At 69.3% G+C, this 24,514-nt stretch carries 20 protein-coding genes and 2 pseudogenes; 13 read left to right on the plus strand and 9 right to left on the minus strand.

The window, feature by feature from the left end; all coding sequences use genetic code 11:
- Window positions 1-99: 99 nt before the first annotated feature.
- A complete protein-coding gene (locus tag DNL27_RS00885; protein ID WP_112234423.1) occupies window positions 100-2,982 on the minus strand; it encodes a hypothetical protein in 2,883 nt (960 codons plus the stop codon).
- A 146-nt stretch (window positions 2,983-3,128) separates the two neighbouring features.
- Window positions 3,129-4,547 carry a glucose-6-phosphate dehydrogenase gene (locus DNL27_RS00890; RefSeq protein WP_112235711.1) on the minus strand — a complete coding sequence of 473 codons (1,419 nt, stop codon included), beginning with the start codon at window positions 4,545-4,547 and terminating at the stop codon, window positions 3,129-3,131.
- A 542-nt stretch (window positions 4,548-5,089) separates the two neighbouring features.
- Between DNL27_RS00890 and DNL27_RS12100 the strand changes: the two genes are divergently transcribed.
- Both DNL27_RS12100 and DNL27_RS00895 read left to right on the plus strand, forming a co-directional pair.
- Window positions 5,090-5,977: a hypothetical protein gene (locus tag DNL27_RS12100; protein WP_162627078.1), complete on the plus strand. Its 888-nt coding sequence runs from the start codon at window positions 5,090-5,092 to the stop codon at window positions 5,975-5,977.
- Window positions 5,978-6,907: 930 nt separating this feature from the next.
- A pseudogene (locus DNL27_RS00895) lies at window positions 6,908-8,091 on the plus strand (transposase).
- A gap of 67 nt (window positions 8,092-8,158) precedes the next feature.
- On the opposite strand, the gene DNL27_RS00900 reads toward DNL27_RS00895, so the two are convergent.
- From DNL27_RS00900 to DNL27_RS00910, 3 genes are all read right to left on the minus strand, one after another.
- Window positions 8,159-9,289, minus strand: coding sequence for an FAD-binding oxidoreductase (locus DNL27_RS00900; protein ID WP_204360310.1), 1,131 nt, complete (start codon window positions 9,287-9,289; stop codon window positions 8,159-8,161).
- Between the two features lie 141 nt (window positions 9,290-9,430).
- Window positions 9,431-9,733 carry a putative quinol monooxygenase gene (locus DNL27_RS00905; RefSeq protein ID WP_012397129.1) on the minus strand — a complete coding sequence of 101 codons (303 nt, stop codon included), beginning with the start codon at window positions 9,731-9,733 and terminating at the stop codon, window positions 9,431-9,433.
- On the minus strand, window positions 9,730-10,239 hold the full coding sequence (locus DNL27_RS00910) for a DJ-1/PfpI family protein (protein WP_239494401.1): 510 nt from the start codon (window positions 10,237-10,239) through the stop codon (window positions 9,730-9,732). The genes DNL27_RS00905 and DNL27_RS00910 overlap by 4 nt, the downstream gene beginning before the upstream one ends.
- Here DNL27_RS00910 and DNL27_RS12305 point away from each other — a divergent pair.
- A pseudogene (locus DNL27_RS12305) lies at window positions 10,202-10,390 on the plus strand (glycoside hydrolase family 15 protein); the annotation flags it as partial. The gene DNL27_RS00910 and the pseudogene DNL27_RS12305 overlap by 38 nt on opposite strands.
- A gap of 188 nt (window positions 10,391-10,578) precedes the next feature.
- Here the strand turns inward: DNL27_RS12305 and DNL27_RS00920 are convergent.
- A complete protein-coding gene (locus DNL27_RS00920) occupies window positions 10,579-11,829 on the minus strand; it encodes a S8 family peptidase (RefSeq protein ID WP_112234426.1) in 1,251 nt (416 codons plus the stop codon).
- Window positions 11,830-12,309: 480 nt separating this feature from the next.
- Here DNL27_RS00920 and nrdI point away from each other — a divergent pair, with 480 nt between their 5' ends.
- The 5 genes from nrdI (at window position 12,310) to DNL27_RS00945 (ending at window position 16,586) form a co-directional block, all read left to right on the plus strand.
- Window positions 12,310-12,777 (plus strand): class Ib ribonucleoside-diphosphate reductase assembly flavoprotein NrdI, encoded by a 468-nt coding sequence (gene nrdI, locus DNL27_RS00925; RefSeq protein WP_112234427.1) that lies wholly within the window; start codon window positions 12,310-12,312, stop codon window positions 12,775-12,777.
- 111 nt (window positions 12,778-12,888) lie between these two features.
- Window positions 12,889-13,131, plus strand: a complete 243-nt coding sequence (locus tag DNL27_RS00930) for a hypothetical protein (protein WP_239494496.1) — start codon at window positions 12,889-12,891, stop codon at window positions 13,129-13,131.
- A 191-nt stretch (window positions 13,132-13,322) separates the two neighbouring features.
- The gene (locus tag DNL27_RS00935; protein ID WP_039101538.1) at window positions 13,323-14,699 is read left to right on the plus strand and encodes an L-serine ammonia-lyase; all 1,377 of its coding nucleotides are present in this window, start codon (window positions 13,323-13,325) and stop codon (window positions 14,697-14,699) included.
- A 38-nt stretch (window positions 14,700-14,737) separates the two neighbouring features.
- Complete coding sequence (gene arsB / locus DNL27_RS00940; protein WP_012397137.1) at window positions 14,738-15,835, plus strand: ACR3 family arsenite efflux transporter; 1,098 nt, start codon at window positions 14,738-14,740, stop codon at window positions 15,833-15,835.
- 244 nt (window positions 15,836-16,079) lie between these two features.
- Window positions 16,080-16,586, plus strand: a complete 507-nt coding sequence (locus DNL27_RS00945; RefSeq protein WP_039101453.1) for a metallophosphoesterase — start codon at window positions 16,080-16,082, stop codon at window positions 16,584-16,586.
- Between the two features lie 19 nt (window positions 16,587-16,605).
- Here the strand turns inward: DNL27_RS00945 and DNL27_RS00950 are convergent, their stop codons facing one another.
- A complete protein-coding gene (locus DNL27_RS00950; protein ID WP_039101454.1) occupies window positions 16,606-16,827 on the minus strand; it encodes a hypothetical protein in 222 nt (73 codons plus the stop codon).
- A 117-nt stretch (window positions 16,828-16,944) separates the two neighbouring features.
- On the opposite strand from DNL27_RS00950, the gene thpR reads away from it, so the two are divergent.
- From thpR to DNL27_RS00975, 5 genes are all read left to right on the plus strand, one after another.
- Complete coding sequence (gene thpR, locus DNL27_RS00955) at window positions 16,945-17,541, plus strand: RNA 2',3'-cyclic phosphodiesterase (protein WP_039101455.1); 597 nt, start codon at window positions 16,945-16,947, stop codon at window positions 17,539-17,541.
- 34 nt (window positions 17,542-17,575) lie between these two features.
- Window positions 17,576-18,988, plus strand: a complete 1,413-nt coding sequence (locus DNL27_RS00960; protein ID WP_039101456.1) for an MFS transporter — start codon at window positions 17,576-17,578, stop codon at window positions 18,986-18,988.
- 244 nt (window positions 18,989-19,232) lie between these two features.
- Entirely contained in the window at window positions 19,233-20,465 is a 1,233-nt protein-coding gene (locus DNL27_RS00965; RefSeq protein ID WP_112234429.1) for a M20 family metallo-hydrolase, read from the plus strand.
- A gap of 131 nt (window positions 20,466-20,596) precedes the next feature.
- Window positions 20,597-21,766, plus strand: coding sequence for a CaiB/BaiF CoA-transferase family protein (locus tag DNL27_RS00970; protein ID WP_112234430.1), 1,170 nt, complete (start codon window positions 20,597-20,599; stop codon window positions 21,764-21,766).
- A gap of 57 nt (window positions 21,767-21,823) precedes the next feature.
- Window positions 21,824-22,999 carry an acyl-CoA dehydrogenase family protein gene (locus DNL27_RS00975; protein ID WP_197408483.1) on the plus strand — a complete coding sequence of 392 codons (1,176 nt, stop codon included), beginning with the start codon at window positions 21,824-21,826 and terminating at the stop codon, window positions 22,997-22,999.
- A 46-nt stretch (window positions 23,000-23,045) separates the two neighbouring features.
- On the opposite strand, the gene DNL27_RS00980 is transcribed toward DNL27_RS00975, so the two are convergent.
- Complete coding sequence (locus tag DNL27_RS00980; protein ID WP_239494402.1) at window positions 23,046-24,041, minus strand: N-acetylglucosamine kinase; 996 nt, start codon at window positions 24,039-24,041, stop codon at window positions 23,046-23,048.
- Window positions 24,042-24,162: 121 nt separating this feature from the next.
- Window positions 24,163-24,486: a putative quinol monooxygenase gene (locus DNL27_RS00985; protein WP_012397148.1), complete on the minus strand. Its 324-nt coding sequence runs from the start codon at window positions 24,484-24,486 to the stop codon at window positions 24,163-24,165.
- Between the last annotated feature and the right edge of the window lie 28 nt (window positions 24,487-24,514).

Below are 24,514 nucleotides of genomic sequence, written 5' to 3' on the forward strand. Positions count from 1 at the left end.
GGCATGGCGGGGCCACCGCGTCCACCACGCACGAACGCCCCTCCCCGGGCGAGGGGAGGGGCGTTCGGTGTCACCGCGGTGGGCGGTGGCGGGTGGGGATCAGTCATTCGTCTTCACGGTGATCTTGTCCCCGGACACGGTCACCGTGCCGGAGGTGGAGATGCTCGTGGTGGTGTCCCGGTCCTTCCACTTGGCGGGCTTGTCCTCGTCCCACTGGTCGTTGTACTGGGAGTCGAGCCGTGCCTCACCGGACTTCCTGGTGGTGAAGGTGGTCTCGCCTCCCAGGGAGGACACCGAGTAGGTGGGGTAGCGCTCGATGGTCCAGGAGGGGTTGCGGTAGTCCTCCTCGTCCCCGAAGATCGGATATCCGAACGCGCAGCCCTGCGGCTCGAACTCGGACTTCTTGGCGCACGTGTCCAGCGAGGCGTTGAGCTGCTTGGTGAGGTCCTGCTCGAGCGCCGGGGTGTAGGACTGGTCGAAGCTCATGGCGGAGCTCATGGGCTCGGACCCGGCCCGGATCTCGGCCACCTGCTGACCGCCGTAGCTCACGTACTTGCTCGCGGAGTCGATGCCCACGGCGTAGTCACCGGGCAGCACCGTGAACTGGGTGCTGTGGGACTGGTCCTGGGCGTCCACCGGCACCTTCTTGTCGTTGACGGTGAGCTCGCTGACGCCCGCCGGGACCTCCACGCTGAACGTCTGGTACAGCGGGATTCCCGCGGAGCCGTCCACGCGCCAGGATTTGAACAGTCCGTTGCGGGAGTCGCTGACCATGGGCACGTCCACGGGGGTGGTCACGCCGTCCTGGGTCACGGTGGCGCTCACGGTGGCGTGGTCGCCGTCGATGCGCGTGTCCTTGATCTCGTAGGAGGCGATCCGGTGCTGCGCGGCGCCGTACACCTCGTCCGTGAGCAGGGCGCGCTGGGCGGTGCTCACGTTCGGGTCCGCCACGTCCGCGACCGCGGAGGCCTTGCCGTCCCTGGCGGACTGCAGCAGGTCCTCGGCCTGGTTGTCCGGGCCGAACACGGTGCGGCTCAGGATGGAGAACACCACCGCGGCCACCACGCCCAGCAGGATCAGGGCGCCCACGACGACCGCGATCCACCGGATCCGCTTCTTCTTCGCGGGGTCCATGGGCGTGCGCTGCGGGGGCAGGCTCGCGGTGTGCTCGGCGTCGTCGTACGTGGGCAGCACGCGCGTCTGCTCGCCGGGCGCGGTGGCGTCCCGCTGGGCGCTCACGGCCTCCTGGGCAGGGTGCTGCGCGGACGACGCCGCTGCGTCACCTGCCGGGCCCGCGGCACCGGGCGCCGCGGCGTCGCCCTCCCGGACGTTGCCCTGGGCGGGAGCGGTGCGGGCGGCGGCCGCAGCACCCATCCCGGCGGCGGAGGCCACCACGGCGGCGCGGCCGCGGGCCCGGTCCGAACCGCGCAGCACGCGGGTCAGGGGAGCGGGCAGGGAGTGCATGAAGGCGGGTGCCACGAAGCGCGCGAGCAGCTCGATGGCCGCGCCCCACAGCAGGAACACCAGGCAGGTCCACCCGGCCGGGCGCATGCTGAAGCCCGCACCCTGGGAGCGACTGGAGCCCTGCGCGGCGTAGCCGCTGACGGTGAGCAGCCACATGAGCAGCAGCCCCAGCAGGAAGTATGCGACGGGCAGCACGGCCCACGCGAACGGGTTGCGTGCCACCCGCTGGTCCACGGGGCGCACGTGCGCCCACGCAATGGCCGCGCAGACCACGGACACGAGCGCCAGCAGGATGCACAGCACCACGGCCCACGCGGGCACGGTGCCCTCGGTCCACAGGTAGAACGCGTGGGAGCCGCCGGTCAGCTCCGTGAAGGAGACGGCCGCACCGCCCGCGGTCAGCGCGGAGAGCAGCGAGAGCACGAACAGCCAGCCCACCGCGATCGGCAGCCAGAACAGGGCGGAGAACCCGGCCATGGCGCCGCCCTTGACGAACGCCCAGATCAGCAGGCCCAGCCCGGCCACGGCACCGAACACGCAGAACTGCACCACCACGGGGCGAAGCACCTGCAGCACGCCCGGAGCGGTGCGTTCGGCGCCGATCACCACGCGGCCGGGGGCGGTCTGCGTGGAACGGGAGGCGAGTACGGAGGCGGTGGTCAGCAGCCCCACCATGAACAGCACCAGGAACAGCCCCGGGCCCACCGCGGAGATCCGCACCTGGACGCTCGAGTAGAACACGGGGATGTCCAGGCGCAGCACGGTGATGGCGGTGACGATCAGTGCCAGGGCACCCCAAACCACGCCGGCCACGGCGGCCATGACCCACTGCACGGCGCGGGTCTCCACGCGCGTGCGGGACGTGAGGGCGCGCGTGACGAACCACGCCGCCGCGATCCCGCAGGCCAGGGCGAAGTACTGCGGCACGGTAACGCCCGCGGTGCCGCCCTCGCCGCCGAAGCTCGCGATGACGCGCAGGGGCACCAGCGCCGCCATGGCCGCGAGCTGGAACGGGATGGAGAGGAACCACGCCATGCCGGAGAGGTCCGGGGCGGTGCCCGTGAAGTCGTTGATCTGCTCGTCCACCTGCTCCGTGAGGCTCCCGCTGGAGTCACCCGAGAGCGCGGCGCCCAGCACGGTGAGCACCAGGGCCAGCACGGTGCCGAGCACCATGCCCGCGTAGCCGGCCACACCGGCCACGGCGGGGACCCACCAGTGCCGGGGGGTCATGCTCGCGAGGGCGGCGGGCGGGGTGTACGCCGGGGCGGCCGCGGTCTCGGCGCTGGGTGCCGCCGTGCCGGGGGCTGCAGCGTTGGGCGCTGCAGCACCGGGTGTGCCACCCGGTGCTGCCTCGGGGGCCGCGGTGGGCTCCTGGGCTGTGGGTCCCGTGGTGGAGGGCCCCGTGGTAGTGGCCGGGTCGACGGGGTGCTCCGCGCCGTCGCCGGCGGGCCCACCTCCGCTGCGGTGGTGCTCCGGTTCCCGGGACGCGCCCGCCGGATCGTGTGCCGAAGAAGGCATGATGTTCTCTCCCCTGGATGTGCAGCCGATGCCCAAAATGAAACCTGGGCAATTCCTGAATATCAGAAGAGGAGTGCCAGGCCGGGGAGGACCTACCGGCAGGGGGACATGTTTATGAATAAGTCACTACATGGCGGGCCCACGGTTCACGCGGGGTACGGCCCCTGCGAACCTGCGGGGTACTCCTGCAGCGGCGCGCACGTGTCGTAGGCGTGCTGGATGAGGTCGATGATCCGCCAGCCTTCCTCGGTGGCGTCCGCGCGCACGGTGAAGGTGGGGTCCCCGTCCAGGATCCAGCGCATCACGGAGCCGTACGCGGTGAGCCCGGGCTCCGGCACGCCGCTGGAGAGGGTCAGCCGGTTCATCCCGCGGGAGTCGAAGGGGCTGCCCACGTTCGCCTCCAGCTGCACGTGCTCCTCCTCGAAGCCCACGCTCAGCGCGTTGGGTGCGGTGGGGTGCGGCCAGCCCCGGTACTCGTGCGGCGGGCGGCGGAAGGTCACGCGGATGTGCTGGGAGGGGTTGCCGATCGCCTTGCCGGAGCGCAGCGTCACGGGCACCCCGTTCCAGCGCCAGGTGTCCACCTCCAGGGTCACCTGCACGAAGGTCTCGGTCTCCCGCTCCGGGTCCACGTCCTTCTCCTGCGCGTAGTCCGGGACGTCGTGCCCGCCGGTGGTGCCCGCGGTGTAGCGGCCGCGGACCACGGGGGTGATCCCGGGGTGCTCGGCGGCGTGCATGGTGGAATCCTCGTCCCACAGCCGGGTGGCACGAAGGATGTGGGCGGTGTTCGCGGGGACCTCCACGGGGTCGAAGCGGGAGGGCGGGTCCATCATGGTCAGCGCCATGACCTGCAGCAGGTGGGACTGCAGCATGTCCCGGGCGGCACCCGTGGAGTCGTAGAACTCGCCGCGGCCCTCCAGCGCGAGGGTCTCATCGAAGACGATCTCGATGGACGCGATGTGCCGCCGGTCCCAGATGGGCTCGAACATCCGGTTGGCGAAGCGCAGCCCCACGATGTCCAGCACGCCGGGCATGCCCAGGAAGTGGTCCACGCGGAACGTGTGCTCCTCGTCCACCAGCTGCGCCACCTGGGCGTTGAGCGCCCGCGCGGAGTCCAGGTCCGTGCCCACGGGCTTCTCCAGGGCGAGGTACAGGTCCTCGGGCAGCGCGTCCAGCTCGGCCAGGGCCGCGCACGCCTTCTTGGTGATCGCGGGCGCCAGCGCGAAGTACAGGCACACGGGGCCCTCGACGTCGCCGAGCAGCTTCTCGAGGTCCGCTGCCTCGGTGACGTCGCACGAGACCCAGCGCGTGTTCTCCCGCGCGTGGTCCACGGCGGGGCCGGTGGCGTCCACGGACGAGAACGCCTTGGCGACGGTCTCCTCCCAGGTCTCCGCGCGCACGTCGTCGTCCGGGCCGAGCGGACCCGGGAAGTCGTCCCGGGCGGAGCCGATGACCGTGATCTCCCGCTCGGGCTGCATGGCCAGCAGCGAGCCCAACCCCGGGAGCAGGAGGCGCGCGGTGAGGTCACCGGAGGCGCCGAGAATCACAAGGGTCCTGATGTTGTCCATGGGATCAGGGTAGGTGGTGAGGTGGAATGCGGGCTCGCCCACTCTTCAGGTCGCCGGCCTTGCGCAGCCCGACTCGAGTCAGCAGCGCCATGCCCTCCTGCATCTAGGTAGAGGTCATCACGATCCCTGCGCCCAGGAGATCTGCCCCCATCAGTCCGCGCTCTTGGCTCTTGGTGTACACCCGGGCGTACTCAATCAGCTTCCCCGTACTCCGAAACCACCTTCTGCCTATCCTGCAACCGACCATCAGTACCCCGACCGGGGCGACCGGCGGAGAGACAGCGCTACGAGACAGGGTGGGGCCCAACACTCCGGCACCGACTTTGGGGGCATCCCGCGACGACGCACAACCCATCCCTTCAGAACTCCACCAAAGGGTCGGGTCCGCCCACAGCCAACGCGCAAGAACCACCGCAGGGTGAAGCTTGCTGCTACAAGTCATCATATCTGATGAAGCGCCGTGAAAACTGGCCACATGGCCAATTGACACGAATTCCTGGGTGTGTATAGTTTCCGTCACATACCTAGCTTGAGGGGTCATAATGCTTCTGAAGAACATCGGCAAAGTAAAAATTTTGACTGCAGGAGCACTATCCTGCGCACTAGTCGCAGGGACTGGTTCGGCCGCCCTTGCGGGGCCTGGGCAGAGCAATCTCAATGAATCAGAAGTCAAGGCCATGGAGCATGCAATCACCCAATCCTTGCCCACGGGCAAGCTTGCGGAAAACTCTGGCCTCTCTTCAGGGGCTGTTTCGAAAGATTCACCCAACCAGATCAACCTTGACGGCGCATCTCTGTCAATCCCCCTCGACAGCAATTCAAAGCACGGCACCTTGTCAGATGATTCCCTGGTGGTGTCGGGAGATTCCACAGACTACATGTTCAGAGAAACTGAAGACGGGGCACAAGTTCTTTTCAAGATCGATTCCCCTAAGTCATCTCATGAAAAAACTTTCACAATCTCAGGTGACAAAGAGCTCGTTTCATCTGAAGCCCTCGGAGCTGACAGCGGGGAAGTTTTTGTGAAGAACTCAGATGGAAGCATGCATAGTTCGTTCGATGCTCCGTGGGCCTACGACGCCAACGGCAACAGTGTGCCCACGCACTTCGAGGTGAGCGGTAATAAGCTGACGCAAGTTGTCGAACCAACTTCCGAGACCGCCTACCCAATTGTTTCTGACCCCGATTGGGGAAAAATTGGGATGTGCGCGGGGACCATCGCAGGAAACGCGGCCCTGTACATCGTCCCTGGTGGAATTGTGGGAAAGCTCCTGACGAAGACGAAGTCTATTCGAAAAGCTGCAGAAATTCTTGTGAGGACTCTCAAAGCGAAAAGCTACAATGATAAGCTGAAGGCATTGCGTTCGCTTGCCTTTGGGCTTGGCGCTGATCTCACTGGGATTGGAGCAATCGCAAAGGCGTGTGGGTAATGCGGACAAGCTCACTAGCAAGAGTGGCAATAGCCCTACTTTTCGTTGGGATTATTTCTATAGGGCCGTACTCCCTAATCCATAATGATTTCATCCTTGGAGCTGGCGCTGTAGGTTTCTTGATAGTCCTTGTTCTTCTAATCCCCACAGCTAAGAAGAGCAGTAGAGGGTAATTATAGGTGGCGACCCCTCCCCTCGGAATTCCGAGGGGAGGGGCCGCCACCTATAGAACTCAAGGGCAAAGGAGCTCGCTTTGCTCACACTCAGTATTTCTGCCCTTCAGCTCTTCCTCAGTTCCTCGTGTGGTCTTGTTCTTGACGGGACCTACCGTTCAGTCTGGAAGGGAGTGAGGGAGCTGAAGGGCAGGGTGATGCCTTGGACGCTCCGGGGTACACCTCCGGTGGAGGAGGGTGGGGAACGTCTAAGGCATCTTGAACACGTGCGGATCAGCCCGGTCGGTCGATCGGTCGCACCGGTTAACCACCCGTTGCGGGTGGTTGAAGAAGGCCCACGGCATTACTCGTGGGCAGTGGCGGCATGTGCGCACAGCTCCGGTGCTCACCTCGTGGCAGGGCTGCTGTCCACGAGCGGCACTGTAGGGCTTGGCACTCCTTCGCTGCCCAGGTCTTGCGATCCCGGGTGACGGCCCCCGTCTGTGCGCTCGGCAAAAAGAACCGGCTCTGACCCGGGTAGCACCGCTTCTCAGGCGGCTGGTGATGTTGATCTACGGTCGCATCTCAGACCGACACCAGGTCTTCCATCGCTGGTGGCTCCACTTGAAGCCGTTGGCGCGGGGCCTTCCGCTTTTAACCCGGATCGTTCACGACGCCGCGGAGTGATCGGCGCGTAGAAGCACGGAAGCGCCTGCACAGCAGGGGAAACTTGTGACTGCGATGTCCCAAGTTCTCCAAGTTGGAAGGCCCTCCGTAGGTGAAGCGTACTTCGTGGTCGACGGGTCTGTCCGTGACGGCCGACGGTGTCGGCGTGGTGGCTCACACGGGCAGCATCATGACCAGGCTCCTGGCCGACCGGACCGGCCTGACCGACGAGCTGTCCAAGGCGATGACCCGCCGCAACTTTGTCCCTGGTCACGACCGGGGTCGTGTCCTTGCTGACGTGGCGGTGATGCTCACCGACGGTGGCGAGGCGATCGCCGCCATCGACGTGCTGCGGCACCAGGCCGGTGTCCTGGGCCCGGTCGCATCGGCCCCGACGGTGTGGCGCACGCTGAAGTCGATGACGGCCGGTCGACGGAATCAGATCGCGGCCGCCCGTGCTCGGGCCCGGCGCCACGTGTGGGCCCAACTGCCCGGCGACATCCCGGCGTCCAAGGTCGCCGGGGCCGACCTCGCCGACGTCATCGTGCTAGACATCGACGCCACGATCGTGATCGCGCACAGCGAGAAGGAGAACGCGGCCGCCACGTTCAAGCGGTCCTTCGGCTACCACCCGATCGGGGTTGGGTGCGACAACACCAGTGAGTTCCTCGCCGCCAAGCTGCGGGCAGGCAACGCCGGCTCGAACACCACTGTCGCCCACATCGAAGTGCTGACCGAGGCGATCGCCCAGGTCCCCGGCACTCACCACAAGAAGCTGCTCATCCGCTCCGACGGCGCCGGTTCGTCCCACGGGCTACTGGACTGGCTCACCGAACAGGGCACGGGCCGCGGCCGCAGCGTCGAGTACAGCGTGGGATTCGCGATCACCGGGAAGCTCCGCGATGCCATCGATCTGGTCCCGAAGAAGGTCTGAACCCCAGCACTCGATGCCGACGGCGGCGTTCGTGAGGGCGGCGACGTCGCCGAGCTGACCGGCCTCATCGACCCGAAGGTTCTCGCCAAGTGGCCAGCCGGGATGCGGGTGATCGTGCGCCGCGAACGCCCCAACCCCGGGCCAACCTGACCGCGTGGACCCGCCTGCTCGGCTGCATCGGCGACGTCGCCACGTTGGCGACCTGCGAGCCGAAGGCGCTGCGCTACCGATTCCTCCACGTGCCCGCCCGACTCGCTCACAGCGCACACCGACGTCGCCCCAAGACCCCGGAGTCGTGGCCCTGGGCAGGCGCGATCGTCGCGGTCTTCGCGAACATCGCCGCCATCCCGCAGCCGGCCTGAGCTGGCCCGTCCGCCCTCGATCACACGGCTCCGACACGGTCCCGACCGCCGTCATGAAAGACCGGGGCTAGCCCTGGGCCTCGCCGAGGCGCGCTTCGGGCGTGAGCTCGGCGCGGAGACCGCCGCCGGTCGCAGCCCGTGCAAGAGCGCGACCCAGCGCAGGTGCCTGCTTGAACAAATTGTGACCGGCCACGAAGAAGACAGAGCCTGCCTCCCACACGGCCACGCCGTCCTCACTCCACGGGAGGTCGGTCACCCAGCAGTGGAGGAAGTCGCGCGGCTCTGGGTGGAGACCGGGCAGCGCCCGTGTCACGTATTCGCGTGCGCGTTCGTCCAGTGATCGAATCGCCGCCGGGTCGATGAAAGTTCCGTCGTCGCGGACGCCGACGGTGTCGCTGAGTCCGACCGAATAGCTGCTGTTGCCCGGTAGCGGTGTCGCGTAGACGCCGACTTCCCCGAAGACGCCGCTGCTGTCCTGCAGGCAGGCGACTCGTGCCGGGGCGGCGGCTTTCACGTCGAAGGTCAACCGCACGTGTGCGGCGAGGCGAACCGGCAGCGACAGGCCGACGCTGCGTGCCAGGCGGGCGGTTTCGCGGCCGGCGCACACGACCACCTTGGAGTAGACAGCCCGGTCGGTGACGCTGCGCACCTCGACCGTCCCGTCGGCGCGGGGATCGATGGAGATGACCTCACTGGTGGTGACCACATCAGCTAGGGCACCCGTGAGTGCCGTGATTGCGGCGCGGGTGCGGATCGCGCCGCCTGACTCATCGAGCACCGCTGGCCCCGAGTACCCAGCGAGCAGCGGCATCCGCTGGGCGACCTCGGCCGCGTCGATCTCGTGCGCTTCCACGCCGCCGACCTGGTCGAGCACCCGCAGCCGCGCCAGGGCGCTGTCTCCGATCGCCAGGACACCGTCTGATGAGACCAGCTCGACGTCGAAGTGTTCGGCCCACTCATCCCATATGCCGCGACTTTCGCGCGCAAAAGCGACGAGTCGCGGGTCGTCGTGGGCATGCCGGAAGATCCGCGACTCGCCTGCGGACTGACCCGTCCCGGGCATACCAGCCTCGTACAAGCGCACCGGCACGCCCTGCTCCTGCAGCGCGTACGCCGTCGACAGACCGACGATCCCGCCCCCGATCACTGCTACCTCGGGTGAACGCGTCGTGGCAATGCCGTCGTCAGTTCCTGTCATCGCGGTTCCTCGATCTGTTGGTGAGTAGCGATAGGCCGCAAGAGAAGGGGCCGCTGCCACGACGTCAGCGGGCTGCGTAAGCCCGAAGTCACCGCGCGCAGCGACCCTTCCTCTCTGGGCCGGTACTCCCGGTCTGTGGTGTCAGGCGGGGAGTTTGGAGCCCAGGACGTCGAGCTTCTCGATCGTGGGCTCGCTGAACAGCTTGCCGGTCTGCTCGCCGAGAGCGGTCGCAACTGCGCCGGACAGGTGCGCGTCGCGGCCGGCGTCGTCGGGGAACACGTCGAAGATCCCGAAGGAGGACGGGCCGAGACGGATAGCGAACCACGCGACGGTGGCCGGTTCCTCCTCAACGAGCCCTCGCCCGATGCCGAGGAATTCCTGGACCTCGTCTTCCTTGCCGGGCAGGGCCTCCAGCCTGACAAGCAGTCCCTTAGTCACGCTCATGACATCACCTCTTCCTGGGTCGAATTGCTCGCAAATTGCGCCACGATTGTATCGCAGAACACAGGCAGGTGATCGGGCGAGCGGCTGGTGATCAGGTTCCCGTCCACCACGACGTCCTGGTCGCCGACGTCAGCACCGGCGTTGCGCAGGTCCGTGCGGATGCTCGGGAAGGACGTCAAGGTGCGGCCTTCGACCACACCGGCCTCGATCAGCGTCCACGGCCCGTGACAGATCGCCGCAACGGGCTTGCCGCTTTCGACGACCTCGCGGACGAAGGAGACCGCGTCGGGGTCAACCCGGGGGTGGTCGGGGTTCACCGTGCCGCCCGGGAGAAGCGGGGCGTCATAGTGGGTGACAGAGGCGTCCGCGACCAACCCGTCAACGGTGAACGTGCCTGCTGTATCCAGATCGTTCTCACGCGTCTGAATCTCACCGTCATGGATCGACAGCACCTCGGTCTGTGCGCCGGCCCGCTCCGGCCGGGTCCAGGACGCCGCGCGGCTCATGCGCACCACGGTGGGCTTCGCCTCGGACCTCGGTCTGCTCTCCGAGGAGTACGACGCCGCACGGGGGCGTCTGGCGGGCAACTTCCCCCAGGCGTTCAGTCACCTGGGGATGATCCGCGCCGCGGACGCCCTGACCGCCGCGCTCACGTAACCGGGCCGGCGGCGTCGGCCCGCCGCGCGCGTGACCAGGCATTGTCGGCCCGTCGCGCTCGCGTAGCCAGGCGGCGTCGTCCCGCGGAACGGAGCAGGCCCACCCCGGTGCGGGATGGGCCTGCTCTGCGGTGACGGTGCGTGCCGCACCCGACCGCGGGACTAGGCGGCGGGTGCGGCACGCACTGCTCAGCGACCCCCGGTGAGGGTGGTGGTGTTGAGCATCAGGTTGGGTGATCCGTTGACGTGGTCGATGGTGCTGGGGGTCGCGGCGCTCTTGAGCGCGCGCTCCACCTCGGCGACGCTCGCGGTGGGGTGCTGCTGCAGGTACAGGGCAGCGGCGCCGGCCACGTGGGGTGTGGCCATGGAGGTGCCGGAGATCGTGTTGGTCCCGGAGTCGCTGGACGGCCACGCGGAGGTGATGTCCGTGCCAGGGGCCAGGATGTCCACGCACGAGCCCCAGTTGGAGAACTCGGAAAGCTGGTCGCGGCGGTCCGTGGAGCCCACGGTGATGCCCGCGCTCGCACGGGCCGGGGAGAAGTTGCACGCGTTCTCGTAGTCGTTGCCCGCGGCCACCAGGGGCACCACGCCGGCGCGGGACATCCGTCCGATCGCGTTGTCCAGGGCGGCGGAGGCGCCGCCACCCAGGCTCATGTTCGCCACGGACGGGCCGTTCACGTTGGAGGACACCCAGTCCATGCCGGCCACGATACCCGCGGTGGAACCGGTGCCGTCACAGCCGAGCACGCGCACGGGAACCACGTTCGCGCCCTTGGCCACGCCGTAACTGGAGCCCGCGGTGGTGCCGGCCACGTGCGTGCCGTGACCGTTGCAGTCGTTGCTGCCCCGGCCGTCCTCGATGGAGGTCACACCGGAGGCCACGCGGCCCCGGAACTCGGAGTGGGAGGCGCGGACGCCGGTGTCGATGATGAACGCGGTGACGCCCTGGCCGGTGGCGTTGTAGGAGTAGGTGCCGTTGAGCGGCAGGTCCTTCTGGTCCGCGCGGTCCAGGCCCCATGTGGCGCCGTTCTGCGTGGCACTGGCCCGCACGGTCTTGTTCTTCTCCACCACGGCCACGCCGGGGTCCGCGTCCAGGGCCTTGACCTGGGCCGGGGTCAGGTCAGCGGTGAAGCCACCCAGGTTCTTGAACTTCTGCTTGACCTTCACGCCCTTGGACTGCCACTTGTCCGCCTGCTTCTGCGTGGTGCTGGCCACCGCGCTCTTGGCAGCCGCGCTGGTGGTGGCGCCGGACGCCGAGGCCGGCATCTCGAGCATGACCACGTACTCGCCGCCCGTGCCGTCCAGGACCTTGGCCTGCTGGTTGATGCTGTTCCCACCCGAGGCGGGGGCTGCGGGGGGAGCGGCCACGCCGGGGGAGACGGTGCCGAGGACGACTGCCGCTGCAGCCGCCGTGGCGAGGATCGTGTTCTTTTTGCTCATGGGGGAACCTTCGATCGTGGGTCGGGCGAGAGCCAGGGGGGTCTCAGGAATAACAAGGACAGGCCGGTGAGTGTGTGGCAGCACGGAGCCGGCGGAGTATCACATGCGCACCCTCTCGACGTGTTCGCCGGTCACCGCAGATCAGAGGCGGGTCGCTGAGTGCTTCTTCACCGTAATCTGACCGTTATCTGCAAAACAATGGCCATCTGGCCACTCTTGCTGGCCGGTCGGCCATTCTTTTTCTGGGCAGCCGTGGTGTGACGTATTTGCCAATGCTCATATGTAGGGGGGTATTTCCCGCCGCCCACAGCATTCGTTATCACCTAGTACGTCGTACGGCGCAGCGCAGCTTGCGCGGCCCTGGCGTGGCGCAACCAGATGTAGTGGTCAGAGGGCAAGAGCAGCCCACGTGTAGTGGTGCAGCGCCGACCGAAAGAGAAGACGTGATGGTGAGATGAGCGCGAGCCTCGCAGGGCCGCCCTGCAATTCCAGGACCTCGATCCGCACGACTCGCCCGACCTGGTCTATTCCTCCAGCGTTTCCGAGAACACCCGTCGACGCGTGGAACGGCTGGAGCGGGAGGCCGTGCGCATCCCCCTGCGGCCACGGGCTGAGGGGATGATCCGGGTCTCCCGCCCGTACGTCCTGGTGCTGCCCACGTACGGCGGCGGGGAGCGTTCCGGAGCCGTCTCCAAGCAGGTGGTCCAGTTCCTCAACGACCCCGTCAACCGCTCCCTGCTCCGAGGGGTCATCACCTCGGGCAGCACCAACTTCGGGGAGCACTACTGCATTGCCGGGCCCATCGTCTCCGCGAAGTGCCGCGTGCCGGAGCTGTACCGCTTCGAGCTGCTCGGCACGGACCGGGACGTCACCCGTGTCACCGAGGGGCTGCGCGAGTTCTGGTCCGCGCAGCCACCCCCGCCCACCCACCGGAAGGACACCGCGTGAGCATCACCGCACCACCCTTGTCAGCACAGCCCGCACCCCCGGGGGATCGGCGAACGCCAGGACCCCCACGCGCTGAACGCACAGCTGAACCTCTTCGCCCCGGACGGCTCCATCCAGTTCGACAGGGACCGCGAGGCGGTGGCGGCCTACCTGTCCCAGCGCGTGGCACCCTGCAGGCGGCACTTCAACTCCGTGCGGCACCGGCTCGAGTGGCTGATCCGCCACGGGTACTACGAGGTGGCCTTCCTGCGGTCCTACGAGCCGGACTTCATGGTGCAGCTGCACGAGCGCGTGAGCCGGGCCGGGCACCGGTTTCACACGTTCCCGGGGGCGTTCACGTTCTACACGTCCTGAGCCCTGAGGAGCTTCGACGCTCGCGGCGATGGCGGCGCTCCACGCAGCCCTCCTTTCAGAAGGTTGCCCGCCCCCGGGCGCCCACGTACCGTGGGGTCGTTTCGTGCGGGCCCACACGCCTCGCGCGATCGTACGACTCCCGGCCGCTCATCCGTGCCGCCGGCGGTGTTCGACAGTGGGGAGATGTGGCCGTGGCGCTCAGTGCTCTGGATTTGTTCTCGGTGGGAATCGGACCGTCGTCCTCCCACACCGTGGGTCCCATGCGGGCCGCCCGGCTGTTCGTGGCGGGCCTCGCCGACGACGCCCTGCTGGGCTCCGTGACCCGCGTGCACTCCCAGCTCTTCGGCTCCCTCGGCGCCACCGGGTGGGGCCACGGCTCGGACAAGGCCGTGGTGCTGGGCCTCATGGGCGAGGACCCCGAGACCGTGGACACCGACCACGCGGACGAGAAGGTCGCGCTCGCGAGCGAGAAGGGCGAGCTGCTGCTGGGCGGTGAACACCCCATCGCGTTCGACCGCGCGCAGGACGTGGTGATGCACCGCCGCAAGTCCCTGCCCACCCACCCCAACGGCATGAGCTTCACCGCGTACGACGCCGCCGGTGACGTGATCCGCGACAGCATCTACTACTCCGTGGGCGGCGGGTTCGTGGTGGACGACTCCAAGAGCAGCGCGGACAAGATCGTGGAGGACACCACCCCCGTCAAGTACCCGTTCAGCACGGGCGACGAGCTGCTGGCCATCTGCGAGTCCGCGAACCTGACCATCGCGCAGGTGATGGCCGCCAACGAGCTCTCGTGGCGCCCCGCGCAGGAGACCCGGGACCAGCTGCTGCACATCTGGTCCGTGATGCAGGAGTGCGTGGAGAACGGCTGCACCCGCGAGGAGAAGACCCTGCCCGGGGGATTGAAGGTGCGGCGTCGTGCGCCCGAGATGCGCAAGCGGCTGCTGGCCAAGGAGCCCGGCAACGACCCCCTGTACGGCATGGACTGGGTGAACCTCTACGCGCTCGCCGTGAACGAGGAGAACGCGTCCGGCGGTCGGATCGTCACCGCCCCCACCAACGGTGCGGCCGGGATCATCCCCGCGGTGCTGCACTTCTACACGCGCTTCATGAAGGACGCCTGTGACGACAAGATCGTGGACTTCCTGCTCACCGCCGCCGCGATCGGGATCGTGATCAAGGAGAACGCCTCGATCTCCGGTGCGGAGGTGGGCTGCCAGGGTGAGGTGGGCTCCGCGTGCTCCATGGCCGCGGCCGGGCTGTGCGCCGTGCTGGGCGGCAGCGCCCGCCAGGTGGAGTGCGCCGCGGAGATGGGCATCGAGCACAACCTGGGGCTCACGTGCGACCCCGTGGGCGGGCTCGTGCAGATCCCGTGCATCGAGCGCAACGCGATCGCCAGCGTCAAGGCCATCAACTCCGCGCGGCTGTCCATGCAGGGGGACGGTATCCACAAGGTCTCCCTGGACCAGGTGGTCAAGACCATGCGCGAGACCGGCGCGGACATGAAGATCAAGTACAAGGAGACCTCTCGCGGCGGCCTGGCCGTGAACGTCATCGAGTGCTGAGCCCCCGCACACCCCATCACCAGAAGGACCCCTCAGCCATGACCGCAGCCCCCTCCACCCGACCTGCCGAGACGAGACCGGTGCTGCGGGAGATGTCCTTCCTCGACCGCTGGCTGCCCGTGTGGATCCTGGTGGCGATGGCCGCCGGGCTGCTGCTCGGGCGCTTCGTCCCCGCCCTGGGTGCGGCACTGGAGTCCGTGACGATCGGCCAGGTGTCCCTGCCCATCGCGGTGGGCCTGCTGGTGATGATGTACCCGGTGCTCGCGAAGGTCCGCTACGACGAGACGGCCCGTGTGACCGGGGACCGGCGGCTGATGGCCCTCTCCCTGCTGCTGAACTGGGTGGTGGGCCCCGCGGTGATGTTCACCCTGGGGTGGCTGCTGCTGCCGGACCTGCCCGAGTACCGCACGGGGCTGATCATCGTGGGCCTGGCCCGCTGCATCGCCATGGTGCTGATCTGGAACGACCTCGCGTGCGGTGACCGGGAGGCCGCCGCCGTGCTCGTGGCCGTCAACTCCGTGTTCCAGGTGCTTGCGTTCGGCCTGCTGGGCTGGTTCTACCTGCAGGTGCTGCCCGCGTGGCTGGGCCTGCCCACCACGTCCGCCGAGTTCTCCGTGGGGGCCATCGTGGTCTCGGTGCTCGTGTTCCTGGGCATCCCGTTGCTCGCGGGGTTCCTCACCCGCGTTCTGGGGGAACGGGCCAAGGGGCGGCAGTGGTATGAGGAGCGCTTCCTGCCCAGGATCGGACCGTGGGCGCTGTACGGGCTGCTGTTCACCATCGTGGTGCTCTTCGCCCTGCAGGGGGACGCCATCACCTCCCAGCCGTGGGACGTGGTCCGGATCGCGCTGCCCCTGCTGTGCTACTTCGCCGTCATGTTCGCCCTGGGGATGCTCGGCTCCCGGGCCGCGGGGCTGGGCTACGCCCGGTCCACCACCGTGGCGTTCACTGCGGCGGGCAACAACTTCGAGCTGGCCATCGCGGTGGCCATCGGCACGTTCGGGGCCACCTCGGGCCAGGCGCTCGCGGGCGTGGTGGGTCCGCTGATCGAGGTTCCGGTGCTCGTGGCGCTGGTCTACGTCTCGGTCTGGCTGGGCCCGCGCCTCTTCCCGGGCGACCCCACCGTCCCCTCCCGCTGAGCCCCCTCCCGCTGAACCCTCGGCCGCCACGTTCTCAGGCCGCCCGGCTGCTGCTGCGCACGACGACGACGCCGCGCACCGTCCCCGGGGCGCCGGGCCCGGCCACCGCCTCCGGCGCGTCCCCCTGAGTCGCGTGGCTCTGCGCCGCCGGGTGCGGACCGTTCACGCGCGCGAGAATGGGGAGCCCGTGCGCAACGGCGCTCGGTGTTCCTCGGTCCGTCCACTCGCGCGCGAGAATGGGGCCATGGCCACTTCTCTGCTGCTGCTCGCGGACACCCACCTGCCCAAGCGCGCCAAGGACCTGCCCGCTCAGGTGTGGCGCGAGGTCGAGGCCGCGGACGTCGTCGTGCACGCCGGTGACTGGGTGGACCTGGCCACGTTCGAGGCGCTGCGCGAGCGCTCCCGCCGGCTGGTCTGCGTGTGGGGCAACAACGACGGGCTGGAACTGCGCGCCGAGATGCCGGAGACCGCCCGCTGGGAGCTCGAGGGCCTGCGCTGGGCCATGACCCACGAGACCGGGGAGAAGCAGGGCCGGGAGAAGCGCATGGACGCCGCGTTCCCGGACACGGACGTGCTGGTGTTCGGCCACAGCCACATCCCGTGGGACACCGTGGCACCCTCCGGCATGCGGCTGCTGAACCCCGGGTCCCCCACGGATCGCAGGCGGCAACCGCACTGCAGCTACATGCGGGTCGCGGCGGATGCGGGTGCGCTCACGAGCGTGGAACTGGTGGAGCTGCCGCGGCGGTGAGGGCCGGAGCGTCCGAATCTCAGTCGTCCCTGCCCACGATGAACCGGGACAAGTACACGGCCAGCATGCACAGCAGTCCGGCCACGGCGAGCCCCGCCGTGAGCATGCACATCATGCCCGCGCCGATGTTCGCCCCGCCCACCGGGTTGCGCGCATCCCACAGCAGCCAGCCGTAGCTGGCCAGGAAGCCCAGCAGGCCCACGCCGGTGAGGATGATCGAGAACTTCATCTCCGATGTCATGGTGGCGTCCTCTCATGTGCGGTGGGACCACCCTAGCCAGTCCGGTGCCCCGCCGGCACCGTGTGCCGATCGCGTGAGCGCCGTTGGGGCTGCCGGATCGCCGCCTACAGTGGTGCCATGAGGCTCTTCGCCGCCGCCCACCCGCCGCGGGCCGCCCGCGAGCACCTGGTCCGCGCGATGACCGAGGTCCGCGCCCTGACCGGCACCGCCCTGCGCTGGGGTGATCCCGAGCAGTGGCACCTGACCCTCGCGTTCTACGGGGACCAGCCGGAGGGGGCCGTGCCCGATCTCTCGGAGCACCTGCGGGAGGTCGCCCGCTCGTTCCCGCCGCTGCGGGTGAGCCTGCACGGGGCGGGCTCCTTCTCCGGCACCACGCTCTGGGTGGGGGTGGCCGGTCAGACCGCCGAGCTGACCGAGCTGATGCACGCGTGCTCCCTGGACCCTGATGAACGTGCCCGTCAGCGCGCGCACCTCACCGTGGCCCGCACCTCGCGCACCGAGCGTGCGCGCCAGGCCAAGGAACGACGCCGCGGCTCACGCGTCCGCGCGCACACCGGCCCCGAGCTCGCGCACGTGGTGCACGCGCTGTCCGTGTACGAGGGCCCGGAGTGGACCGTGGGGGAGATCCGCCTGGTGTCCTCGGAACTGGGGGAGGGGCGGTCGGGAGGGGCGCTGCACACCACCGTGGAACGTCATCCACTGTCCGGCGTCTGATCCTGCCGGGCCCGGGGCACCTACGCTGGAACGCATGGCCCAGAGCACCCGCGCACCCCGTTCCAGCACGTGGCTGTGGATCCTGGTGGGGTGTGCGGTGCTCACGCAGTCCGGGCTGAACCTGTTCCGCCCGATCACCTCGTACAAGCTGCTGGGCCTCGGTGCGGACCCGGTGGTCATCGGCCTCACCACCGCGGCCTACGCCCTCCTGCCCCTGGTCAGCGCGGTGTGGCTGGGGCGCATGTCGGACCGGATCCCCCAGCTGCGGCTGCTGATCCTCGCCGGCGTGGGCCTGCTGGGTGTCGCCGGCGTGGGCCTGGCGCTCGCGGACTCCGTGTGGCTGATCTTCACCGCCAGCGCGGTCCTGGGCATGGGCCACCTGTGCTTCACGATCGGCGGGCAGACCGCGATCGCCCGCTACGCCCAGGACAAGGACCTTGACAAGGGTTTCGGGTGGTTCACCGCCGCGTTCTCCGCGGGCCAGATGATCGGCCCGGCGCTCGGCGGGTGGATCGTGGGCCACGGCTCGGACGTCGCCTCCCCCGAACGCCTCGCCGCGGTGAACGAGAGCCTGTGGATCGGCGTGCTCGTCACGGTTGCCGCCGCACCGCTGCTGGCCTTCCGCCTGGGCCCCGCCTCGCGCCGCCCCGGTGCAGGGGCGCCCCCCGACGACGACGCCGCAGCGGACCCCACACCCCACGGCACCTCGGTTCCGGACACCTCCGCGTCGGCGTCCGGCACCCCCGGGACCGGTGTGGCGTCCGGGGCCGGGGGTTCGACCCCGGAGGGAGCGACCGGGGGGTCACCCGCCGCACCGTCCGGCGGGGACGACGCCCCGAGCGCCGCCAAGCGCGCACCACGCGCCGACGAGCGGCCCGACGTGCTGCGCATCCTCCGGGCCCCGGGGGTCATGTCCAACATGGTGGCGTCCCTGTCCCTGCTGGCCATGATCGACATCCTCACCGCGTTCCTGCCGCTCGTGGGCGAGGAGGCGGGAGTGGCCCCCTCCGTGGTGGGTGTGCTCCTGGGGGCCCGCGGACTGGCATCGATCGCGTCCCGCCTGCTGCTGCCGCTGCTGTCCGGGAGGTTCTCGCGCCGCGCGCTGCTGATCGCGAGCCTGCTGGCCTCCGGGCTGGCGCTGATCGTTCCCCCGCTGTTCCTGGACAGCTTCTGGTGGGCCGCCCTTTTCCTGGCCGTGGGCGGGTTCTTCCTGGGCCTGGGCCAGCCCCTGACCATGACCCTGATCTCCACCGCAGTCCCGGGCACATGGCGCGGCTCGGCGCTCGCGGTGCGGCTCATGGGGAACCGGCTGGGGCAGGTGATCCTCCCCGTGGCCGCCGGCGCGGTGGCCGCCCCGTTCGGTCCGGGTGGTGCCATCTGGCTCACGTGCGCGCTGCTCGTCGCCAGCGGTGTGGAGAAAGCGGTGCGACGACCGCGGGAGGGGTAGAGCGGCGTCGTCGTCCCAACGCTCTGCCGGACGGGGGAGACGAGAGGGCCGTAGCGGCGCGCAGGCCGGCGTGTCCGAGCCGTCGGCCGATCCCAGGAAGGGTCGCCCCGCTGCCCGTCCCCGCCGCGTCGGCTGGCCGGAGATGCGCTCCGCACGAGATGCGCGTCACACCCGGCACGTAGCATGGCCTCACGATCACCGGCGGGGTTCCGCCCCGCTCCGACGCGCCTCGGGAGGCTCCCTCATGACCCAGCAGCACGGCTCCGACTTCCTGGACGCGTTCGCGCAGATGTCCCGCAACGGCGGGCTCGAGTCCGGCGGGGTCGAGCGGCAGGCGGCCACCGAGGCGGACGGGCTGAACCGGCAGTGGTTCGCGGGCTGGCTCACGGCGCGCGGCGCCACGGTGCACTACGACGCCGTCGGCAACCAGTTCGGCCTGTTCGAGCGCACGCCCGGCGCTCCCTACGTGCTGGTGGGATCGCACCTGGACTCGCAGCCGCGGGCCGGGCGGTTCGACGGCGCGTACGGCGTGCTCGCGGGGGCGCACGCGTGCGCGGAACTGTTCCGTGCAGCGTCGTCGGGGGAGGTGGAGCTGAGCCGGAACCTGTGCGTCGTGAACTGGTTCAACGAGGAGGGCTGCCGGTTCAAGCCGTCCATGATGGGCAGCTCGGTCTACACGGGCAAGCGGGACCTGGAGGAGACGCTCGAGGTCCGGGACACCGCCGGCGTCAGCGTGCGAGAGGCCCTGGATGCCCTCGGCCAGCGCGGCGAGGACAGCATTCCGGAGGCCACCGCGTACGTGGAGCTGCACATCCAGCAGGGCAAGTCCATGGAGGAGGACGGCTTCACCATTGGTCTGGTGGAGGCCACGTGGGGCGTGCGCAAGTACGAGTTCCTGGTGCTCGGGGAGCAGGCGCACACCGGGTCCACGCTCATCGAGGACCGCAAGGACGCGCTGCTCGGGGCGTCGCTGCTGATCGCCTCGGCGCGGAAGGTGGCGCTGGAGCACGACGTCATCACGTCCTGCGGGGAGCTGCTGATCGAGCCCAACTCCCCGGTGGCCGTGGCCCGCGAGGCCCGCCTGGTGATCGACCTCCGCAGCCCGGACGCCGAGCGCCTGACCGCCGCGGACGAGCACTTTGCCCGGGAGGTGGAGGAGGCCGCCCGGGCCGCGAACGTGGAAATTCAGACCGTGAACCGCCACGCGTGGGACGTGCTGGAGTACGCCCCGGAGGGTCTGGCGCTCGCGCAGGAGGTCGTGACAGAGCTGGACCTGCCGCACACCCGGATCATGACACTGGCCGGCCACGACTCCACGAACGTGAAGGACGTGCTGCCCACGGTGATGCTGTTCGTGCCCTCCCACAAGGGCATCACGCACAACGAGTACGAGTTCACGTCGGACGAGGACATGCTCGCCGGGCTGGAGATGCTCACGGCCACGCTGCGCAGGGTGGCGCAGGGTGAGCTGGGCTGAGCCGACGCGCAGGGCGGGGTGAGGCGGAGCGGGCGCGAGCGGCGTCGTCGTCCTTGCCATTCCGGGCGGGTGCCCGATGGGTGTGGTCCCGGTCATAGAGTGGGGAGGAACCCCGACCCTAGGAGGACCCCGTGACCGATCCCCTGCCCCTGGACGGCGTGCTCGTCGCCGACTTCTCGCGCGTGCTCGCCGGGCCGCTGTGCACCATGACGCTCGCGGACCTGGGTGCGCGCGTGATCAAGGTGGAGCGCCCCGGCACCGGGGACGACACCCGGCACTGGGGCCCGCCGTTCTCCGAGACCGGGCCCACATACTACGAGTCCGTGAACCGCAACAAGGAGTCCGTGTGCCTGGACCTGCGGGAGGACGAGGGCCGGGAGCTCGCGCGTGAGCTGGCCCTGCGCGCGGACGTGGTCGTGGAGAACTTCAAGCCCGGCGGGATGGCCAAGCTGGGACTCGGCTACGACGAGATCTCCGCGGAGAACCCCGGCGTGGTCTTCGTGTCCGTCTCCGGCTTCGGCACCGCGGGCGGCGCGCACCTGGCCGGCTACGACTTCCTGGTGCAGGCCGTGGGCGGGCTCATGAGCATCACCGGCCGCGCGGACGGCGAGCCCACCAAGGCGGGCGTCGCGCTCGTGGACGTGCTCACCGCCAAGGACGCCACGATCGGCACGCTCGCCGCGCTCGAACAACGACGCCGCACGGGCCGCGGCGCGCACATCGACGTCAGTCTGCTCTCCAGCCTGCAGGGCGCGCTGGTGAACCAGGGCCAGGCGTACCTGGGGGCCGGAAAGGTGCCGCAGCGGATGGGCAACGACCACCCGTCGATCGTGCCGTACCAGCTGCTGCAGTGCTCGGACGCGCCCCTGGCCGTGACGGTGGGCAACGACCGCCAGTTCCGGAAATTCACCGAGGTGCTCGGCATCCCCGAGACCGCCGAGGACGAGCGCTACGCGAGCAACGGCGCCCGCGTGGACCACCGGGAGGAGCTCACCGCACTGCTCGAGGAGGCCCTGGCCGCGCGGACCGCCTCCGAGTGGCAGGAGGCCCTGACCGAGGTGGGAGTGCCCGCGGGCAAGGTGGGCGGCATCGACGAGGGCGTGGCCCTGGCCGAGGAGCTCGGGCTGGAACCGACCGTGGACGTCCAGGACCGCACGGGCACGACCGTGGGCCGCCAGTTCCGCCATCCGGCGCAGTGGACCCCGCCGCTGGCGTCCCCCACACAGGCCCCGCCGCAGCTGGGGGAGGACACCGAGACCGTTACCAAGTGGCTGCGGCAGCCCCGGGAGCGGCAGATGTGAGAAATCAGGCTCGGCACCCGGCTACGCGCGGTGTGTCCGAAGTCATACAGTGGACCCATGAGTGAACTGATTCCCGTGGACGTCATGGACCTGGTGAGCTTCGACTCCCTGCTGTCCGAAGAAGAGATCGCGCTGCGCGCGAAGGTGCGCGAGTTCGTGGATGCCACCATCAAGCCGAACATCGCCGAGTGGTACGACAACGCCGTCTTCCCGCTCGAGATCGTGCCGGAGATGGCCAAGCTGGGCCTGCTCGGCATGCACCTCAAGGGCTACGGTTGCGCGGGCCGCTCCGCCGTGGAGTACGGCCTGGCCGGTGCGGAGCTGGAGGCCGGGGACTCCGGTCTGCGCACGTTCGTGTCCGTGCAGGGCTCGCTGGCCATGAGCGCCATCTACAAGTGGGGCTCCGAGGAGCAGAAGCAGCAGTGGCTGCCGCAGATGGCCGCCGGTGAGGCCATCGGCTGCTTCGGGCTGACCGAGCCCACCGCGGGCTCCGACCCCTCGTCCATGAAGACCTTCGCCCGCAAGGACGGCGAGGACTGGGTCATCAACGGCGCCAAGCGCTGGATCGGGCTGGCCAGCGTGGCCAAGGTGGCCGTGATCTGGGCGCAGACCGACGACGGGATCCGCGGTTTCGTGGTCCCCACCGACACCCCGGGCTTCAAGGCCACGCCCATCACGGCCAAGCTGTCCATGCGCGCGTCCATCCAGTGCGACATCGAGCTCACGGACGTCCGCCTCCCCGCCTCCGCCATGCTGCCCGAGGCCAAGGGTCTGCGCGGTCCGTTCTCGTGCCTCAACGAGGCCCGCTACGGCATCATCTGGGGTGCCATGGGTGCCGCGCGCGACTCCTTCGAGGCCGCGCTGGCGTACTCGCAGGAGCGCATGCAGTTCGACCGTCCGCTCTCCGGCTACCAGATGACGCAGCAGAAGCTCGTGAACATGGCGCTGGAGATCGACAAGGGCTTCCTGCTCGCCCTGCAGCTCGGGCGCCTCAAGGACGCCGGAAAGCTGCAGAACCACCAGATCTCGGTGGGCAAGCTCAACAACTGCCGTGAGGCCATCAAGATCGCCCGCGAGGCCCGCACCATCCTGGGCGGCAACGGCGTCACCCTGGACTACTCGCCGCTGCGCCACGCCAACAACCTGGAGTCCGTGCGCACCTACGAGGGCACGGACGAGGTGCACTCCCTGATCCTGGGCCAGCAGCTCACGGGGGTGGGCGCGTTCCGCTGAGTCCCCGTGTGACGAACCGGGTGCCTCCCACGGGGTACCCGGTTTTTCATGTATCCGCATCTTTTTCGTGGAACGACGACGCCGGGTCGGCCGTTCCCGGGGCCTCGTTATGCGTCGCGGTCATGGTGGGCAAGGGCGGGGCCACGGAACTCGGCCTGCGCGGCCAACCCGGGGCGCAGCGGGCGAGCAGCGGCGCCCCCAGGACCGGTTCGCGGTCCAGGAGGGTCACGGACAGGCCCTGCCCCTGCAGCAGTTCCGCCACCCGCTGGCCCACCGCGGACCCGGTGAGCCCTCCGCCCACGACCACGGGCAGGGGTTCGGCCATGGCGCGCGCCACCGTGAGCACGAGGTCCGCGAGGTGCTCCGCGGCCGCCGCCGTCAGCGCGGCCGCCACGGCGTCCCCGGAGGTGGCCAGCTCGCACACGGGGCGCGCGAGCCCTGCCCAGTGGGACCGGTCCGGATGGTCGTGGAACGCGCCGATCAGGTCGGTGGGCTCGGCCACTCCGGCGTGCTCCAGCACCACCCGGGTGAGTGCGTCCTCCTCGCCCCCGGCAGCGGATTGCTGGGCCCGCCGCAGCACCCGGCGCACGGCCTCCCGGCCGATCCAGTAGCCGCTGCCCTCGTCACCGAGCAGGTATCCCCAGCCGCCGGCGCGCACCTCGCGGCCAGAGACGTCCACACCCCAGGCCACCGAGCCGGTTCCCGCGATGAGCGCGATCCCGGACGTGTGACCGCCGGCGGCGAGGATCAGGCGGGTGTCGTGCACGGCCGTCACGCTCGCGGACGGGTCCAGGGATCCGGCGGTACGGATGAGACCGGCCAGCCGAGCGGCGTCGTGCGCGGTGTCCACGCCTCCGGAGCCCGCGACCACAGGTGTGGCGGGGGAGGCCCCGAGCTCCGTCAGGACGGACTCCAGGGACGCGCGTGCCTGCTCCGCAGGGACGTTCTGCACGTTCGCGGACCCGGCGCGCGCCTCGCGCACGGGTGTCCGCCCGCGGAACAGGACGCCGCGCGTGTGGGAGCCACCGATGTCCAGGCCCACGAGGAACTCACCCGTGCTGCCCGCGTCATTGAGGCCCGGGTGACGGGCCCCGCCGGGACCGGTGAATCCGGTCCCACCAGGGCCCGGTCCCGCGGGCTCTGCACTCACCGCGGCGGCCGGGTCAGTTCGAGACCTGCACCTCGCCCATCTCCTCCCAGCCGTCCCCCTCGACCTGGCGGGAGATGATGCGCGGGGTCTTCACCAGGTACTGCGGGAACTGCTCGGTCATCTTCCGGAAGTGCTCCGAGTTCACGTGCGCCTCGGCGGCGTCCTCCTCGAAGGCCTCCACCAGCACGTACTCGTTCGGGTTCTCCAGGCTGCGGGACCACTCGAACCACTTGTTGCCGGGCTCCTGGCGGGTGGCCTCGGTGAACTCGGCCACGAGCTCCGGCCAACGCTCCACGTACTCGTCCTTGGCCTCGAACTTGACCACGATGAAGATCATTGAGTTGCTCCTTCGGATGCCTGCAGGG

This window comes from Kocuria sp. BT304 (genome assembly GCF_003290245.1).
GTDB lineage: Bacteria > Actinomycetota > Actinomycetes > Actinomycetales > Micrococcaceae > Kocuria > Kocuria rhizophila_A.

Bases quoted from the DNA above. Each gene is read 5' to 3' on its own strand.
- DNL27_RS00885 (WP_112234423.1), bottom strand. From the start codon at position 2,982: ATGCCTTCTTCGGCACACGATCCGGCGGGCGCGTCCCGGGAACCGGAG.
- DNL27_RS00890 (WP_112235711.1), bottom strand. From the start codon at position 4,547: ATGGACAACATCAGGACCCTTGTGATTCTCGGCGCCTCCGGTGACCTC.
- DNL27_RS12100 (WP_162627078.1), top strand. From the start codon at position 5,090: ATGCTTCTGAAGAACATCGGCAAAGTAAAAATTTTGACTGCAGGAGCA.
- DNL27_RS00900 (WP_204360310.1), bottom strand. From the start codon at position 9,289: ATGACAGGAACTGACGACGGCATTGCCACGACGCGTTCACCCGAGGTA.
- DNL27_RS00905 (WP_012397129.1), bottom strand. From the start codon at position 9,733: ATGAGCGTGACTAAGGGACTGCTTGTCAGGCTGGAGGCCCTGCCCGGC.
- DNL27_RS00910 (WP_239494401.1), bottom strand. From the start codon at position 10,239: ATGAGCCGCGCGGCGTCCTGGACCCGGCCGGAGCGGGCCGGCGCACAG.
- DNL27_RS00920 (WP_112234426.1), bottom strand. From the start codon at position 11,829: ATGAGCAAAAAGAACACGATCCTCGCCACGGCGGCTGCAGCGGCAGTC.
- arsB (WP_012397137.1), top strand. From the start codon at position 14,738: ATGACCGCAGCCCCCTCCACCCGACCTGCCGAGACGAGACCGGTGCTG.
- DNL27_RS00945 (WP_039101453.1), top strand. From the start codon at position 16,080: ATGGCCACTTCTCTGCTGCTGCTCGCGGACACCCACCTGCCCAAGCGC.
- DNL27_RS00950 (WP_039101454.1), bottom strand. From the start codon at position 16,827: ATGACATCGGAGATGAAGTTCTCGATCATCCTCACCGGCGTGGGCCTG.
- thpR (WP_039101455.1), top strand. From the start codon at position 16,945: ATGAGGCTCTTCGCCGCCGCCCACCCGCCGCGGGCCGCCCGCGAGCAC.
- DNL27_RS00960 (WP_039101456.1), top strand. From the start codon at position 17,576: ATGGCCCAGAGCACCCGCGCACCCCGTTCCAGCACGTGGCTGTGGATC.
- DNL27_RS00965 (WP_112234429.1), top strand. From the start codon at position 19,233: ATGACCCAGCAGCACGGCTCCGACTTCCTGGACGCGTTCGCGCAGATG.
- DNL27_RS00975 (WP_197408483.1), top strand. From the start codon at position 21,824: ATGAGTGAACTGATTCCCGTGGACGTCATGGACCTGGTGAGCTTCGAC.
- DNL27_RS00985 (WP_012397148.1), bottom strand. From the start codon at position 24,486: ATGATCTTCATCGTGGTCAAGTTCGAGGCCAAGGACGAGTACGTGGAG.